Origin of the sequence: Paraburkholderia sp. MPAMCS5 (genome assembly GCF_036016995.1) — a bacterium.
In the GTDB taxonomy this organism is placed as follows: domain Bacteria; phylum Pseudomonadota; class Gammaproteobacteria; order Burkholderiales; family Burkholderiaceae; genus Paraburkholderia.
This window is the reverse complement of record NZ_JAYXBK010000030.1, coordinates 1-16,219: the sequence shown is the minus strand read 5'-3', so window position 1 is coordinate 16,219 and position 16,219 is coordinate 1. Positions and strand designations below refer to the sequence as shown.

Below are 16,219 nucleotides of genomic sequence, written 5' to 3'. Positions count from 1 at the left end.
CCTTTCATTACTGTGTGAGACTTGATACTTTCGCCTGGCAGCAGATTCCGAAGAACCCGCCGCCGCGTCACGCATCAAGCGCCCACACTTATCGGCTGTTAGTTTTTAAAGATCATTCGCTCACGTCGCGCCGCCCACCTCAACCACCCGGCACCGCTTCGTTCTGCGTCGCTGCATCAGCAGCAGAGAAACGAGATTATGAAGACTCTTTTTCGTTTCGTCAACTACATTTTTTCGCTTTCGCTTAAAACCTTGTTGACGCAACTGCCCGCTGGTTTCTGCCGCGGCCCTCGTTCGCAAACGAGGAGGCGAATAGTAGGTCAACCACCGCCGTATGACAAGGGTTTGACGAAAACTTTTTTGACGGCTCATTTCCGCGTCGAGTTGGCCAAGGCGTCGAGAGGAACCGCTTGCGCCATCGCCGCATAACCGGCGTCGCTCGGGTGGATGTGGTCGCCGCTATCGAACCCGTGCTGAAGACGGTCCGGCTCAACCGGATCGCGCAGCGCGGCATCGAAATCAACCACTCCGTCGAAAGCGTGACTCGACCTGATCCATTGGTTGACCGCCAGCCGGATACTTTCGCGCTGCGGCGGCAGCGCCGCCGGCGTCAAAGTTGCTCCGAACACCGTCACACCGGCCCGCCGGGCGGCCGCGATCACCCGCTGATAGCCGGCGATCAGATCGGCAGCCGTCACCGAGGCATGTGGGAAATCGCAGTCGAGGCCGCTGCGCGCGGGCATCGCCGCGAAATTGATGTCGTTGATGCCGATCAGCAAAACCGCCGCTTTCACGCCTGGCCGCTCCAGCACGTCGCGGTTAAGGCGCGACATGAGTGCGTCGCCATAGCAGGGTGAATCATTGAGCAAGCGGTTCCCACTGATCCCCAGATTGACCACCGCCGCCGAGCGATTCCCCGCGCCGGTCAGGCGCCGCGCGAGCGCATCCGGCCAGCGGCGGTTCTGATTCACGCTGGAACGCATGCCGTCCGTGATCGAATCGCCGATGGCTGCAATCGCCGCCGTTCCGGGCGCCGCATCGACCGACAGCCCCGTGACCCACACATATTGCGTGAAGCGTCCGCGAAACGCCGCGCCCGCGGCGTCCGCCGCGTGATTGCCGGGCACCGAAACATAGTTGATCTGGCTCGAAACACGGTGCCACGCACCGACACGCTGCTCCGGTCCCATAAATGCGCTGACGGCATAGGGCGCACCTTCCGCAATGTCGATCGCGACCGGATCGCTATCGAGCGCGCCGCCGGGCGGGATGCTCACCGCGCCCTTACCGTTAAAGGTGACACGCGCCTCCCCGCCGACGGACGCCCCAGCGCCTCCCGCCGAGCGCGCGATACGCAGATCTTCGATAACAAGCGGCGTCTTGCCGTATTCATTACTCAGATGAATTCGCGCGGACTTCCCTGACAGCGTCGGATAAATGATCTGCCGGACAGTGCGCCCCGCCACGTCGGGCGCACGGTACAGAGGCGGCAAATCGGCGCGCTGCGGAATGGGTTGCAGCGCCGTCGCCCAAGCGGTGACCCAGTGCGCGGAAGAATCGGAGGGCGCAGCGGCGACGGTCGAAGAAACGGCAAACTGACAAAGCAGCGCGGCGCCGCAAGCGGCAGCCAGGGAGCGGATGGTCATTCGGGGATTCGGTTTCGAAGCAAAACGGGCATTGTGCACGATCGCATCGGCTCGCATGGAGGCCGATGCGCCACTAACCACCGCGACGGAGCACGCGCACGCTCATGCGGCCGCTTGCGCCCGGGTCATGTTCAAAGCGAGCGCTTCGGCGACTTCGATTCCATCGATCGCCGCCGAATAAATGCCGCCGGCATATCCCGCGCCCTCTCCAGCCGGATAAAGACCTTCGACATTCATGCTCTGATAGTCGTCCCGGCGGCGCACACGGATCGGCGACGACGTGCGCGTCTCGACGCCAGTCAGCACCGCGTCGTGCATCGCAAAACCCGCGATCTTCTTTTCCATTTGCGGCAGTGCTTCACGAATCGCCTCGATCACGTAGTCCGGCAACGCGGTGCTTAGATCCGTGGGATGCACGCCCGGCTTGTACGACGGCACCACGGAACCCAGCGACGTGGACGGCCTGCCGGCAATGAAGTCGCCGACCAGCTGGCCCGGCGCCATATAGTTACCGCCGCCAAGCTCGAAGGCCCGCTCTTCCCATTTACGCTGAAACGCGATGCCGGCGAGCGGTCCGCCGGGGTAATCGTCCGGCGTGATGCCCACGACAATGCCCGCATTGGCGTTGCGCTCGGCCCGCGAATACTGGCTCATGCCGTTGGTCACCACGCGGCCGGGCTCGGACGTCGCCGCCACCACCGTACCGCCGGGACACATGCAGAAGCTGTACACCGCGCGGCCATTGCTGCAGTGGTGCACCACTTTATAGTCGGCTGCACCCAGTTGCTTGTGTCCGGCAAACTTGCCAAACCGGCTGCGGTCGATCAAGCCCTGCGGATGTTCGATCCGGAACCCGAGCGAGAACGGCTTCGCCTCGATATACACGCCGCGGTCGTGCAGCACCTGGAAGGTATCGCGCGCGCTGTGACCGACCGCCAGCACGACGTGGTCGCAGCGCAGCGTCTCGCCCGTCGAGAGCTTGAGCCCGCGCACTTTCCCCTGATCGATGTCGATGTCGTCCACGCGCGTCTCGAAACGCACTTCGCCGCCCAGTTCGTGGATGGTCGCGCGCATCTTTTCGACCATGCTCACCAGCCGGAACGTGCCGATGTGCGGCCGGCTGAGATACAGAATGTCTTCCGGCGCGCCCGCGCGGACGAACTCCTCCAGCACCTTGCGGCCGTAATGCTTCGGGTCTTTGATCTGGCTGTACAGCTTGCCGTCGGAAAACGTGCCCGCGCCGCCTTCGCCGAACTGCACGTTCGATTCAGGGTTCAGCACGGACTTGCGCCACAGGCCGAACGTGTCCTTGGTGCGCTCGCGCACCGCCTTGCCCCGTTCGAGAATGATCGGCCGGAAGCCCATTTGCGCGAGGATCAGCCCGGCAAAGAGTCCGCACGGCCCCATGCCGATCACCACCGGACGCGGCGTGGTGAGCTGCGCCGGCGCCTTCGCGACAAACCGGTAGGTCATGTCGGGCGTCACTCCGCAGTGCGGCACGTCGGCGATGCGCGTGAGCGCCGCCGCTTCGTCCGTGACCTCGACGTCGACGATATAGGTGAGCTTGATGTCGGCGCGCTTGCGGGCGTCGTGAGCGCGCCGGAACACGGTGTATCGGATGAGCCCGTCGCGAGGCACGCCGAGTTCCGCGAGGCGCGCGCGCACCGCGCCTTCCAGAGCGCTCTCGGGATGATCGAGCGGGAGTTTGATTTCGCTTAGACGTAACATGAGTACCGGGGGATGCAGGAAGGCTGCGGATCGCGGCCAATTCGCAATTTTATAGGTTAAGCGCCGGCACGGGGCGGCAGCGCCGAGGAAAGCGGCCCACCGCGAGTGGCGTCACGCTCCGCGCCGCGCCTATCGGTATCGAAAGGCCGTCTCAAAAAATTTATTAACCGACCGGTCGGTTGGCTTATACTGTCCGAACTCCGACAACTTCCGCAGAAGAGCGTCCCCATGTACACGCAATCCCTGGATATTCCCGGCAATGTCGCTCCGCTGGATGCGGACGCGGCATCGGCGGAGCAGGCGCAGTTCGATGCCGTGATGGCCGCCGACGGCAAGATCGAACCGCAAGACTGGATGCCCGAGGCTTACCGCAAAACGCTGGTGCGCCAGATTTCCCAGCACGCGCATTCGGAGATCGTGGGCATGCTGCCGGAAGGCAACTGGATCACGCGCGCGCCGAGCCTCAAGCGCAAAGCGATTCTGCTCGCCAAAGTGCAGGACGAAGCCGGCCACGGCCTCTATCTATATAGCGCAGCCGAAACGCTCGGCGTGTCGCGCGATCAGTTGATCGCGGCGCTGCATTCCGGCAAGGCCAAATATTCGAGCATCTTCAATTACCCGACGCCCACGTGGGCTGACGTCGGCGTAATCGGCTGGCTGGTCGACGGCGCGGCCATCATGAATCAGATCCCGCTTTGCCGTTGCACGTATGGCCCCTACGCGCGCGCCATGATCCGCATCTGCAAGGAAGAATCGTTTCACCAGCGCCAGGGCTTCGACGCGTTGATGGCAATGATGTCCGGCACCGAAGCTCAACGCGAACTCGTTCAGCAGGCCGTGAACCGCTGGTGGTGGCCGGTGCTGATGATGTTCGGCCCGAGCGACAAGGATTCGATCCACAGCAACCAGTCGTCGAAATGGGGCATCAAGCGTATTTCCAACGACGACCTGCGCCAGAAATTCGTCGACGCCACTGTCGATCAGGCGAAGGTGCTCGGCGTCACGCTGCCCGACCCGGACCTCAAATGGAATGAGGCGCGTGGCCATTACGACTACGGCGACATCGACTGGGAAGAATTCTGGCGCGTCGTGAATGGCGACGGTCCGTGCAATCGCGAGCGTCTCGCGACCCGCGTCAAAGCCCATGACGAAGGCGCCTGGGTTCGCGAAGCCGCCCTCGCCCACGCGGAAAAGCAGCGCCAGCGGGCACAACAGCACGCCGCCTGAGCCGCGCGCGAGTCAGGAACAGTCAAGCAGAGTCACGAAGCGTCACCAGGATTCAGGAGAGACAGCAATGAACAAGGAATGGCCGATTTGGGAAGTGTTCGTGCGCAGCAAGCAGGGACTCGACCATAAACATTGCGGCAGTCTGCACGCCGCCGACGCGCCCATGGCGCTGCGCATGGCGCGCGACGTCTACACGCGCCGCCAGGAAGGCGTGAGCATCTGGGTGGTGCCGTCGTCGGCGATTACGGCGTCCGCGCCGCAAGACAAGGCGGAAATGTTCGAACCGGCGGGCGACAAGATCTATCGCCATCCGACGTTCTACACGCTCCCCGACGAAGTCAACCACATGTAAGCGCAGCCATGGACATCACGCATCGACATCTCCAATACGTGCTGCGCCTCGCGGATACCGCGCTGATTCTCGGTCAGCGCAATGCCGAGTGGTCCGGCCACGGCCCGATTCTCGAAGAAGACATCGCGCTCTCGAACATGAGCCTCGATCTGATCGGTCAGGCGCGTTTGCTGTACACGCACGCCGCCTCGCTGGAACAGCAGCTCACGGGCAAGGCGCGCACGGAAGACGATTACGCGTACTTCCGCGCCGAGCGCGAATTCGCGAATTACACGCTCGCGGAACTGCCGCATAGCGGTCCGCTGTCCGCCACGGCGCAGGCCGAGAAGGACTATGCGGTGACGATCGTGCGCAATTTCCTGTATTCGACGCTGATGGCGCATCTGTGGACGGCGCTCACCGCATCGACCGACGCGCAACTGGCCGCGATCGCCTCGAAGTCGATCAAGGAGACGAGCTACCACGTGCATCACGCGAGCGAATGGCTGATCCGTTTCGGCGACGGCACCGACGAATCGCATCGCCGCGCGCAGGCCGCGCTCGATTATCTGATGCCGTATACGCGCGAGTTCTTCAGCGCGGACGCCGTCGAAGAGACGATCGCCGGGGCAGGCATCGGGCCGCTGACCGCAGATCTCGAAGCCGCATGGCTCGACGACGTGCGCGCGACGCTCGACGAAGCCACGCTGAAGCTGCCCGAAGCGGTCAAGCACATCACGACGGGCAAGCACGGCGAGCATTCGGAACACATGGGCTTCGTGCTCGCTGAAATGCAAAGCCTCGCGCGCCAGCATCCCGGCGCGACCTGGTAAAACGCCCGGAAACTGCACGATGACGATCTCGACTGCGACCTGCCCGGCCGACGCCACGCTCGAACGCGCGTGGGCGGCGCTCGAAACGGTGCCCGATCCTGAAATTCCGGTGGTGTCGATTCGCGAACTCGGCATTTTGCGCGACGTCCGCCGCGCCGAAGACGGCGCGTTGGAAGTCGTGATCACGCCGACCTACTCCGGTTGCCCGGCCATGTCGCAGATCGCCGAAGACGTCGCGCAGGCGCTCGATATCGCCGAACTCAAGCCTTATCGGATCGCCACGGTGCTCGCGCCGGCGTGGACCACCGACTGGATGACGCCCGAGGCCCGCGAAAAGCTCCGCGCGTATGGCATCGCGCCGCCCACCGGCAATTGCGGTTCGGCGGCCGGATCTGGCACGGCGCCGCAGGAAAAAGTGGTGCGCTTCGTGCCGCGCGCACTGCCCGCGCCGTCGTGCCCGCGCTGCGGCTCGGCCCATACCGAACGCCTCGCGCAATTCGGCTCGACCGCCTGCAAAGCCTTGTACCGCTGCCTCGACTGCCGCGAACCCTTCGACTATTTCAAACCCTACTGATATGGCCACCCCGCAATTTCATCCGCTGCGTATTCGCGAAGTGCGACCCGAAACCGCCGACGCCGTCTCGGTCGCCTTTGAAGTTCCCGTCGAACTGCGCGATTTTTATCGATTCACGCAAGGCCAGTTCGTCACGCTGAAAACGCATATCGAAGGAGAGGAAACGCGCCGTTCGTATTCCATCTGCGTCGGCGTCACCGACTACGACCGCGACGGCGAACTGCGCATCGGCATTAAACGTGTACGCGGCGGGCGCTTCTCGAACTTTGCGTTCGACACGCTTCAACCCGGCCACACGATCGACGTCATGACGCCCGACGGCCGGTTCTTCACGCATCTGAACGCCGACCACGGCCAGCAGTACCTCGCGTTTGCGGGCGGCTCGGGCATCACGCCGGTGCTCGCCATTATCAAGACGACGCTCGAAGTCGAGCCGCGCAGCACCTTCACGCTGGTGTACGGCAATCGCAGCGTCGATCAGATCATGTTTGCCGAAGAGCTTGAAGACCTGAAGAACCGCTTTATGGACCGCCTCGTGCTCTATCACGTGCTGTCCGACGACTTGCAGGACGTCGAACTGTTCAATGGCGTGCTCGATCAGCAGAAATGCGCGGCCTTCATCGCGGACCTGGTGCCGGCCGATTCGATCGACGAAGCCTTCATCTGCGGCCCCGCTCCGATGATGGACGCCGCCGAGGCCGCGTTGAAAGCGGCGGGCGTGTCGGCGGAAAAAGTGCACGTGGAGCGCTTCGGTTCGCCGCTGCCGCAGGCGGGCGTGCCGCCCGTCGAAATCACCGAGGACACGCCCGCTGCCGATCTCGAAATCGTGCTCGATGGCAAACGCCGCAAGCTGCGCCTGCCGTATCAGGGCGTCAGCGTGCTCGATGTCGGTCTGCGCGCGGGCCTTGCGCTGCCGTACGCGTGCAAAGGCGGCGTGTGCTGCACGTGTCGCGCGAAAGTGCTGGAAGGCGAAGTGAAAATGGACAAGAACTACACGCTCGAAGAGCACGAAATTCGCGACGGTTTTGTCCTGACGTGCCAATGCCATCCGGTCAGCGACCGCGTGGTGGTGAGCTACGACGAGCGTTGAGCACACATTGAACGTCGTGCCCGCCGTGCTTTGAGCCGTTACGCGATCCGCTTACACTAGGGGCCGCTCGCAGTCGGACAGTTCCGTGTCCGGCTCGCGAGCGGCTTTTTTGTCAATCAATCGCAACCCAGAACCCATCACGGCCGATGAGCACGATCCATCTCACCAACGGCGATGTCGCCGCGGAATCATTGCACGCCGCGTTGCGCGAAGCGGGCCGCGACGAGCGCGTGCTCGCTTTGCGCGACGACCTGGCGGTCGGTCCATTGCGCGGCATCGACGATGGCCCCGAAGCGCGTTCAGCATTCTGGGACCGCGCGAGCGCCGACTCGAAGCGCGATTTCGTCCGCGAGTTCCGTGAGCAGGCGGCGGCGCTGGACAGCGTCGCGCGTGGCCAAGCGAATCTGGTGGTGTGGCACGGCGAAAGCGCATCGGACCAGTTGATGCTGCGCCGCGTGTGCTATCACCTGCGCAACAGTCCGCAGCGACTGAACGAAGTGCGCCTGTCGATTCGCGATCTCACCGACGCCGGCGCCTGGGCGCACAGCCGCAAGGATCGCGCGACGGCTGTCGGCATGTTCGCGCCGGCCGTCTTGCAGGCGCGTTTGCCCGACGCCGCGCCTATCTCCGTGTTGCGCATCAGCCGCCTCGCGCTGGAATGGCAGGAAGCCAAACACGCGAACGGCGAAACGCGGCGCTGGCGCGACAATACATTTACGAGCGGCAGCTTCGCCGATCTCGACGCACTGATCCTCGAGCACGCCACGGGCGACTGGCAGCCCGCCGCGCGCGTGGCCGCCGAGGTGATGATCGCGGAGCTGGGGTTCCTCGTCAGCGACAACATTCTGTTGTGGCGCTTCCGCGAACTGGCTGCGACGCGGCGCGTCAGGTTGCGCGGCGACGCGAACGCATGGCGCACGCTGGAGTTGTGCGCGGCGCTCGCACCCTGTTCACACTAATAAAACCGACGACCATGGCCCGCACCCGAGCCCCCGACCACGAAAGTCAGCGCGAACAGATTCTCGAACTAGCCGCGGCGAAGTTCGCGCAAACGAGCTATCCCAGCACGTCGATGTCCGATCTCGCGGCGGCGAGCGGCACCTCGAAAGCGCGCCTGTACCACTACTACGAGAGCAAGGAAGCGATCTTGTTCGATCTGCTGGACCGCTACACCAAGCGGCTGATGCTGATCATCGCCGAGGTGGAAGGCGCGAGCCAGCGGCGCGGCCTGACGGAGCGCGAGACGTTCGCCGAGCTGATCCGCGCGTTTCTCTCCGAATACGAAACGTCGCACAGCCGGCACGTCGCGCTTCTGAACGACGTGAAATATCTCGTCGACGCCCAGCGCGAAGTGGTTTTGAACCGCCAGCGCGATGTCGTCGCCGCGTTTGCGCGGCAACTGGCGCGCGCGTATCCGGAGCGCGCCACGCGCGAAAACCAGACCGCGCTCACGATGATGGTGTTCGGCATGATCAACTGGACCTTCACCTGGCTCAAGCCGGGCGGACGCATGGGCTACCGGGAATTTGCCGAACAGGTGGTGGATATGGTCGACCACGGCTTGAGTTCCGCGCCGGCCTGATTGCGCAGCACAGCAATATCCATACGAGATAAATGCCCCGGTTGCATCTCTGCGACAATCTGGCGAGAACGCTCGTTCTTTTTATATTTTTCTTTAAAATCAAAAGCTTACTATGATGACGCCATCAAATTAGGCGTCAACCTCAAATTTTGATACGGGTTTTCCCTAGTGATGGATACGGGTTTCCGCTAAAATTCATTTTGCGGTGCACCAAACGCCGCACGATCACAAGGAGAACCCGACCATGAACCTGCTTACCACCCGCCCTGCCGAGCCGATCGTCGCGCACGATTACGTGCCGCTGCCAGCCGGTCGTGCGCCGGCTCTGGTCCGCGAACTCACTGCGGTCGACCGCGAACGGCTGCTGGCGCACTTCCTCGCGCTCGACGAAGACGACCGCCTGCTGCGCTTCGGCCAGATCGTGCCGGATCATGTTATCGAAAACTATGTCCGCGCCATCGACTTCAAGCGCGACACCGTATTCGGCGTGTTCAACGATCAACTGCAACTCGCCGGAGTCGGCCATCTTGCCTATCTCACTGCGGAAGGCGACAAGCGCACGGCGGAGTTTGGCGTTTCCGTGCTCGAAAGCGTGCGCGGCCAGGGTATCGGGTCCAAGCTTTTTGAGCGCGCCGCCATTCGCAGCCGCAATACGCATGTCACCTCGCTGTACATGCACTGCCTGTCGCGCAATTCGACCATGATGCACATTGCCAAGAAAGCGGGCATGAAGATCGAATACGCCTATGGCGAAGCAGACGCGTATCTCACGCTCGCGCCCGCGGATCAGACCAGCATCATTACGGAGATGCTGCAAGAACAAGCCGCCGTGTTCGACTACGCGCTGAAGCGCCAGGCGCGCCGGACTTCCAAGTTGCTGGAGACTTTCATGCCGACAGCCGCCGCGGCCTGAACAACTTGCGGATGAAGCGAATGACAAAGGGCAGCCAGATGGCTGCCCTTTTTGCTGGGCGCGCGGCCGCGACCTCGCGCGTCTTCATGAGCGCCTCTTCATAAGATTGGCAGCGCGGTCGTCTCCTTGATCTTTTCCAGCGAGAAACTCGTTTTCACATCGATCACGGACGGATGATGCAGCAGCTGATCCTGCACGAAACGCGAGAAATGGGCCATGTCCTCGACCTGAACCCGCAGCAGATAATCCATCTCGCCGGTCATCGCGTGGCACGCGACGACCTCCGGCCACGTCTGAACGGCCGCCCGAAACAGGTCCGCGTGCGTCGCGTCGCCGCGCGGACTCAGCGCAGAACCGCCGCGTTTTTCCAGCCGCACGTTGACGTACGCGAGCAAGTCGAGCCCGAGGCGCTGCGCGTCCAGCAACGCGACGTAGCCGCGAATCACGCCACTTTCTTCCAGTCGCCGAATGCGCCGCAGACACGGGCTCGGCGAAAGATTGATCCGCTCAGCGATCTCCTGATTCGACAGCCGACCATTCTCCTGAAGGATCGCGAGAATACGGCGGTCTATTGCGTCTATCTCTATATTGGCCATTTTCTGCCGCCATCTCTGAATAATGAGCCACGAAATAGCGCAAGCGTAGCTTTGTGCGATTAAGTTCGCAAGTTTCCGCCGCAGATCCGCCCGTAGACTGGCGTCATTCGGTCGCGCCCAACAACGCGCCTTCAAATGGAGACAGACACATGCAGGTTTCAACTTGGGAAAATCCGGTCGGCACGGACGGCTTCGAATTCATCGAATACACCGCGCCGGACCCGAAGGCGCTTGGCAAGCTTTTCGAACAGATGGGCTTTACGGCCGTCGCGCGGCATCGTCATAAGGATGTGACGCTTTATCGCCAAGGCGAAATCAACTTCATCGTCAATGCCGATCCGGATTCGTTCGCGCAACGGTTCGCGCGTTTGCACGGCCCGTCGATCTGCGCCATCGCGTTTCGCGTGCAGGACGCGGCGAAGGCCTACAAGCAGGCGCTCGAAAAAGGCGCTTGGGGCTTCGACAACAAGACCGGCCCGATGGAACTGAACATTCCCGCGATCAAGGGCATCGGCGATTCGCTGATCTATTTCGTCGACCGCTGGCGCGGCAAGAACGGTGCGGCGCCGGGCAGCGTCGGCAACATCGATATTTACGACGTCGACTTCGAGCCGATTCCGGGCGCGAATCCGAATCCGGTCGGCCACGGTCTCACCTACATCGATCACCTCACGCACAACGTGCATCGCGGCCGAATGCAGGAATGGGCCGAGTTTTACGAGCGCCTATTCAACTTCCGCGAAGTGCGTTACTTCGACATCGAAGGCAAAGTGACGGGCGTGAAGTCGAAAGCGATGACGTCGCCGTGCGGCAAGATCCGCATTCCGATCAACGAAGAAGGGTCGGAGACGTCGGGCCAGATTCAGGAATATCTGGACGCCTATCACGGCGAAGGCATTCAGCACATCGCGCTTGGCAGCAACGACATTTATCGCACCGTCGACGGCCTGCGCACGGCGAAGATCTCATTGCTCGACACGATCGACACTTACTACGAACTCGTGGACCGCCGCGTGCCGAATCACGGCGAGCCGCTCGACGAACTGCGCAAACGCAAGATCCTGATCGACGGCGCACCGGACGATCTGCTGCTGCAAATCTTCACGGAGAACCAGATCGGCCCGATCTTCTTCGAGATCATTCAGCGCAAGGGCAATCAGGGCTTTGGAGAGGGCAACTTCAAGGCGCTGTTCGAATCGATCGAGTTGGATCAGATTCGCCGCGGAGTCGTGCAGGATAAAGCGTGACTATCTAGCGCCGACAAAAACAGCCGCTGATAAAAACGCCAGGGGCGAGAATCGTGAGATCCTCGCCCCTGGCGTTTGCGCCGTCGCCCGACAGCGGACAACGGCTGGCTATCCATCGACACGCTGCATCAGCAGCGCGTCACGAATTCTGGTCTTTCGTGTCAGACGCCGACACGCTTTGCTGCGCGATGCGGTTCGCGGCAATGCGGGCTGGCGCAACGAGCGCCGCGCGACTCATTGCGCTTCCCGGCGCCCCCGCGCCGCCGGCGTTTGAGCGCACCGGCGCGCTCATGGCGAAAAATGCGGCCGAAACCATCAGGAAGGTCTGGATGTTTCTGGTGTTCATGCGTACTCCTTTTTCTAACTGCCCTGTTGTCGTGAAGCACCGCAGAAGGCGGCACGTTTGCCAGACATTGCTCACAGGTGGGGTATTAGACAGACATTTCAACGACGGTTCCGGGAAGTTGTAGCTTTTACAGCTTGTTACATGCGGGGCATCGCACGGTCGGCGAAATTTGCAAATGGCACGATGCGCCAGCGAATGCATGCGCCGCCAAGCCGTTGTCGCAACGCCCGTTGGGCACGAGGCGGCGGGTTTTTACCAGTGCTACCATCACTTAAAACACGTCAATATGGCGACCCCGGCCATACGCATTCACAAGATGCCGCGGCCCAAAAAGTTTTGGCGATCCCAAACCTGGGTGGAGGAGTACACATAATGAATGCCCCGCTAGACGCAGATCAGCGAGCCTCGCTCGAAGCCGCTCTATCTTCCGTCACGCTCGACGACAAATACACCCTCGAACGCGGCCGCGCGTACATGAGCGGCATCCAGGCGCTGGTGCGTCTGCCGATGCTACAGCAGGAACGCGACCGGGCCGCCGGGCTCAATACCGCCGGCTTCATCTCCGGTTATCGTGGGTCGCCGCTCGGCGGACTCGACCAGTCTCTGTGGAAGGCGAAACAGCATCTCGCCGCGCATCAGGTCGTGTTCCAGCCCGGCGTCAACGAAGATCTCGCCGCCACCGCCGTCTGGGGTTCGCAACAGGTCAACCTGTATCCCAGCGCCAAATACGACGGCGTGTTTTCCATGTGGTACGGCAAAGGCCCGGGCGTCGATCGCTCCGGCGACGTCTTCAAGCACGGCAACTCGGCGGGATCGTCGCGGCATGGCGGCGTCCTCGTGCTCGCCGGCGACGACCACGCAGCCAAATCGTCCACGCTGGCGCATCAGTCGGAGCACATCTTCAAGGCTTGCGGCCTGCCGGTGCTGTTCCCGTCGAACGTGCAGGAATATCTCGACTTCGGCCTGCACGGCTGGGCGATGAGCCGCTACTCCGGCCTCTGGGTCGCGATGAAATGTGTGACCGACGTGGTCGAGTCGTCGGCTTCCGTGGATATCGACCCGCATCGCACGAAAATCGTGCTGCCGGAAGACTTCGCCCTGCCCGAGGGCGGCCTGAACATCCGCTGGCCCGATCCGCCGCTCGTGCAGGAAGCGCGTCTGCTCGACTACAAGTGGTACGCCGCGCTCGCCTACGTGCGCGCGAACAAGCTCGACCGCGTGGAAATCGATTCGCCGCATGCGCGCTTCGGCATCATGACGGGCGGCAAGGCCTATCTCGACGTGCGTCAGGCGCTGACCGACCTCGGTCTCGACGATGAAACCTGCGCGCGCATCGGCATCCGGCTTTATAAGGTCGGTTGCGTGTGGCCGCTCGAAGCGCAAGGCGCGCAAGCCTTCGCGCGCGGCCTCGACGAAATTCTGGTGGTCGAGGAAAAGCGCCAGATTCTCGAATACGCGATCAAGGAAGAGCTGTACAACTGGCCCGACGCGCAGCGTCCGCGTGTGTTCGGCAAATTCGACGAGAAAGACGGCGCGGGCGGCGAATGGTCGGTGCCGATGGGCAACTGGCTGCTGCCGGCGCATTACGAACTGTCGCCCGCGATCATCGCGAAGGCCATCGCCGCGCGGCTCGCCAAGTTCGATCTGCCGTCCGACGTGCGGGCTCGCATTGCCGCGCGCATCGCCGTGATCGAGGCCAAGGAAAAAGCGCTCGCGCGTCCGCGCGTGGAAGCCGAACGCAAACCGTGGTTCTGCTCGGGCTGTCCGCACAACACGTCGACCAATGTGCCGGAAGGCTCGCGCGCGATGGCCGGCATCGGCTGCCATTACATGACCGTGTGGATGGACCGCAGCACGAGCACCTTCAGCCAGATGGGCGGCGAAGGCGTGGCGTGGATCGGCCAGGCGCCCTTCACCAACGACAAGCACGTGTTCGCCAATCTCGGCGACGGCACGTATTTCCACTCGGGCTTGCTCGCGATCCGCGCGGCGATTGCGTCGAAGGCGAACATCACCTACAAGCTGCTCTATAACGACGCGGTCGCGATGACGGGCGGCCAACCAGTCGACGGCGTCCTGACCGTGCCGCAAATCACGCATCAGCTCGCCGCCGAAGGCGCGACCAAAATCGTGATCGTCACCGACGAGCCCGAAAAGTATTCCGGCCACGTCGGCCTCGCGCCAGGCATCGACATTCACCATCGCGACAAGCTGGACGAAGTGCAACGCCAGTTGCGCGAGGTTTCCGGCACCACGATCCTGATCTACGACCAGACTTGCGCGACCGAAAAGCGCCGCCGCAGGAAGCGCGGCGCGTATCCCGACCCGGCACGCCGCGTCGTGATCAACGAGGCGGTGTGCGAAGGTTGCGGCGATTGCTCGGTGAAGTCGAACTGTCTGTCGGTCGAACCGCTCGACACCGAATACGGCACGAAGCGTCAAATCAACCAGTCCACGTGCAACAAGGACTTCTCGTGCGTCAACGGTTTTTGCCCGAGCTTCGTGTCCGTCGAAGGCGGTCAGTTGCGCAAGCCGAAAGCCGCGTCGGGCATCGCGGGCGATGCGATGCCGCCGGTGCCGGAGCCGGCGCTTGCGCCGATCGGCCGTCCTTACGGCGTGCTCGTGACGGGTGTCGGCGGCACGGGCGTCGTGACGATCGGCGCGCTGCTCGGCATGGCTGCGCATCTGGAAAACAAGGGCGTCACCGTGCTCGACGTCACCGGCCTCGCGCAGAAAGGCGGCGCTGTGATGAGTCACGTGCAGATCGCGAACCATCCGGGCGACATCCACGCCACGCGCATCGCGATGGGCGAAGCGAGCCTCGTGATCGGCTGCGACGCGATCGTCACGGCCAGCGACGAGTGCGTGTCGCGGATGCAAGCCGGCCGGACGCGCGTCGTGCTGAACAGCGCGCATACGCCGACGGCCGAACTCATCAAGAACCCCAACTGGCGCTTCCCCGGCAGCAGCACGGAAGCGGACGTGCGCGCGGGCGCAGGCGACGAATGCGTCGATACCGTCGACGCCAATCACTTCGCGCTCGCGCTGCTCGGCGACGCCATCTACACGAATCCGTTCGTGCTCGGCTATGCATGGCAACGCGGCTGGGTGCCGCTGACGTATCAGTCGCTGATGCGCGCGATCGAGCTGAACAACGTGCAGGTTGAAAAGAACCGCGCGGCCTTCGAATGGGGCCGCCGCGCCGCACACGATCCCGCGGCCGTGCGCAAGATCGCGCAATCGCAAGGTCTGGGCGTTGCCGCCGAGGCCGCCGACGCTGCCAGCACCAAGATCATTTCGCTGCACACGCCGAAGGCACTCGACACGCTGATCGACAAACGCGCGGCCTACCTCGCGGCATGGCAAAACAACGCGTATGCCGAGCGGTATCGCGCGCTGGTGTCGCAGGTGCGCACGGCGGAATCGTCGCTGGATTCAGGTGACGGCCAGTTGCCGTTGACGGAAGCCGTCGCGAAAAACCTGCACAAGCTGATGGCCTACAAGGACGAGTACGAAGTCGCGCGCCTGTATAGCGATCCGGCGTTTATCGAAAAACTGAAGGCGTCGTTCGAAGGCGACTGGAAGCTCAATATTCACCTCGCGCCGCCCATGTTCTCGAAAAAGGACGCCCAAGGTCATCTGATCAAGAAGAAATACGGCCCTTGGGTGTTCAGCGCGATGCACGTGCTGGCGAAGTTCAAGTTCCTGCGCGGCACCGCGCTCGACGTGTTCGGCAAGACAGAAGAGCGTCGCACCGAACGCGCGCTGATCGGCGAATACGAAACGCTGGTGCGAGAGCTGATCGGCGGCCTGACTGTTCAGAAACGCGAGCTGGCGCTGGAACTGGCCAATTTGCCGGACGGCATTCGCGGTTACGGGCACATCAAGGAAAACAATCTGAAGGGCGTGCGCGTGAAGTGGAACGAGTTGCTGACGCGCTGGCGCTCGCCGCAGACCGGAACCACGCAGCACGCGGCTTGATTGTAAGCGCCCGGGGAAGGCACGGCAGGTAGCGCTGGCGCGAGCTGAGGTTATATCGCGGCTACGTCAGGTTTCCAACGATGAGGCAGCAACTGGTCGATGTCAGCAGCGCGATGTGTTGGCAG

General features: G+C 62.8%; 15 protein-coding genes. 11 read left to right on the top strand and 4 right to left on the bottom strand.

The window, feature by feature from the left end; genetic code table 11:
* Positions 1-248, top strand: a 248-nt coding sequence (locus VOM14_RS31170; RefSeq protein ID WP_327632554.1) for a hypothetical protein, incomplete at its 5' end; no start/stop codon positions are given.
* Between the two features lie 120 nt (positions 249-368).
* Here VOM14_RS31170 and VOM14_RS31165 read toward each other — a convergent pair.
* Both VOM14_RS31165 and VOM14_RS31160 read right to left on the bottom strand, forming a co-directional pair.
* Positions 369-1,646, bottom strand: coding sequence for an SGNH/GDSL hydrolase family protein (locus tag VOM14_RS31165; protein ID WP_327632553.1), 1,278 nt, complete (start codon positions 1,644-1,646; stop codon positions 369-371).
* Between the two features lie 102 nt (positions 1,647-1,748).
* Positions 1,749-3,374, bottom strand: a complete 1,626-nt coding sequence (locus VOM14_RS31160; protein ID WP_327632552.1) for an NAD(P)/FAD-dependent oxidoreductase — start codon at positions 3,372-3,374, stop codon at positions 1,749-1,751.
* Positions 3,375-3,602: 228 nt separating this feature from the next.
* Between VOM14_RS31160 and paaA the strand changes: the two genes are divergently transcribed.
* From paaA to VOM14_RS31120, 8 genes are all read left to right on the top strand, one after another.
* Positions 3,603-4,601, top strand: coding sequence for a 1,2-phenylacetyl-CoA epoxidase subunit PaaA (paaA, locus tag VOM14_RS31155; RefSeq protein ID WP_327632551.1), 999 nt, complete (start codon positions 3,603-3,605; stop codon positions 4,599-4,601).
* Positions 4,602-4,668: 67 nt separating this feature from the next.
* Positions 4,669-4,953, top strand: coding sequence for a 1,2-phenylacetyl-CoA epoxidase subunit PaaB (paaB, locus tag VOM14_RS31150; RefSeq protein ID WP_327632550.1), 285 nt, complete (start codon positions 4,669-4,671; stop codon positions 4,951-4,953).
* An 8-nt stretch (positions 4,954-4,961) separates the two neighbouring features.
* Positions 4,962-5,765, top strand: a complete 804-nt coding sequence (gene paaC / locus VOM14_RS31145; RefSeq protein WP_327632549.1) for a 1,2-phenylacetyl-CoA epoxidase subunit PaaC — start codon at positions 4,962-4,964, stop codon at positions 5,763-5,765.
* Between the two features lie 19 nt (positions 5,766-5,784).
* Positions 5,785-6,339, top strand: a complete 555-nt coding sequence (paaD, locus tag VOM14_RS31140; RefSeq protein WP_327632548.1) for a 1,2-phenylacetyl-CoA epoxidase subunit PaaD — start codon at positions 5,785-5,787, stop codon at positions 6,337-6,339.
* 1 nt (position 6,340) lies between these two features.
* Positions 6,341-7,429 carry a 1,2-phenylacetyl-CoA epoxidase subunit PaaE gene (paaE, locus tag VOM14_RS31135; protein WP_327632547.1) on the top strand — a complete coding sequence of 363 codons (1,089 nt, stop codon included), beginning with the start codon at positions 6,341-6,343 and terminating at the stop codon, positions 7,427-7,429.
* A 146-nt stretch (positions 7,430-7,575) separates the two neighbouring features.
* Positions 7,576-8,388, top strand: coding sequence for a DUF1835 domain-containing protein (locus tag VOM14_RS31130; RefSeq protein WP_327632546.1), 813 nt, complete (start codon positions 7,576-7,578; stop codon positions 8,386-8,388).
* 14 nt (positions 8,389-8,402) lie between these two features.
* Positions 8,403-9,011 (top strand): TetR/AcrR family transcriptional regulator, encoded by a 609-nt coding sequence (locus VOM14_RS31125; RefSeq protein WP_327632545.1) that lies wholly within the window; start codon positions 8,403-8,405, stop codon positions 9,009-9,011.
* A gap of 244 nt (positions 9,012-9,255) precedes the next feature.
* On the top strand, positions 9,256-9,924 hold the full coding sequence (locus tag VOM14_RS31120; protein ID WP_327632544.1) for a GNAT family N-acetyltransferase: 669 nt from the start codon (positions 9,256-9,258) through the stop codon (positions 9,922-9,924).
* Positions 9,925-10,022: 98 nt separating this feature from the next.
* On the opposite strand, the gene VOM14_RS31115 is transcribed toward VOM14_RS31120, so the two are convergent.
* Entirely contained in the window at positions 10,023-10,520 is a 498-nt protein-coding gene (locus tag VOM14_RS31115) for an Lrp/AsnC family transcriptional regulator (protein ID WP_327632543.1), read from the bottom strand.
* A 149-nt stretch (positions 10,521-10,669) separates the two neighbouring features.
* On the opposite strand from VOM14_RS31115, the gene hppD reads away from it, so the two are divergent.
* Positions 10,670-11,767, top strand: coding sequence for a 4-hydroxyphenylpyruvate dioxygenase (gene hppD / locus VOM14_RS31110; protein ID WP_327632542.1), 1,098 nt, complete (start codon positions 10,670-10,672; stop codon positions 11,765-11,767).
* A 139-nt stretch (positions 11,768-11,906) separates the two neighbouring features.
* Here hppD and VOM14_RS31105 read toward each other — a convergent pair whose 3' ends face one another.
* Entirely contained in the window at positions 11,907-12,113 is a 207-nt protein-coding gene (locus tag VOM14_RS31105) for a hypothetical protein (RefSeq protein WP_327632541.1), read from the bottom strand.
* A gap of 372 nt (positions 12,114-12,485) precedes the next feature.
* On the opposite strand from VOM14_RS31105, the gene VOM14_RS31100 reads away from it, so the two are divergent.
* The gene (locus tag VOM14_RS31100; protein WP_327632540.1) at positions 12,486-16,094 is read left to right on the top strand and encodes an indolepyruvate ferredoxin oxidoreductase family protein; all 3,609 of its coding nucleotides are present in this window, start codon (positions 12,486-12,488) and stop codon (positions 16,092-16,094) included.
* Positions 16,095-16,219: the final 125 nt, after the last annotated feature.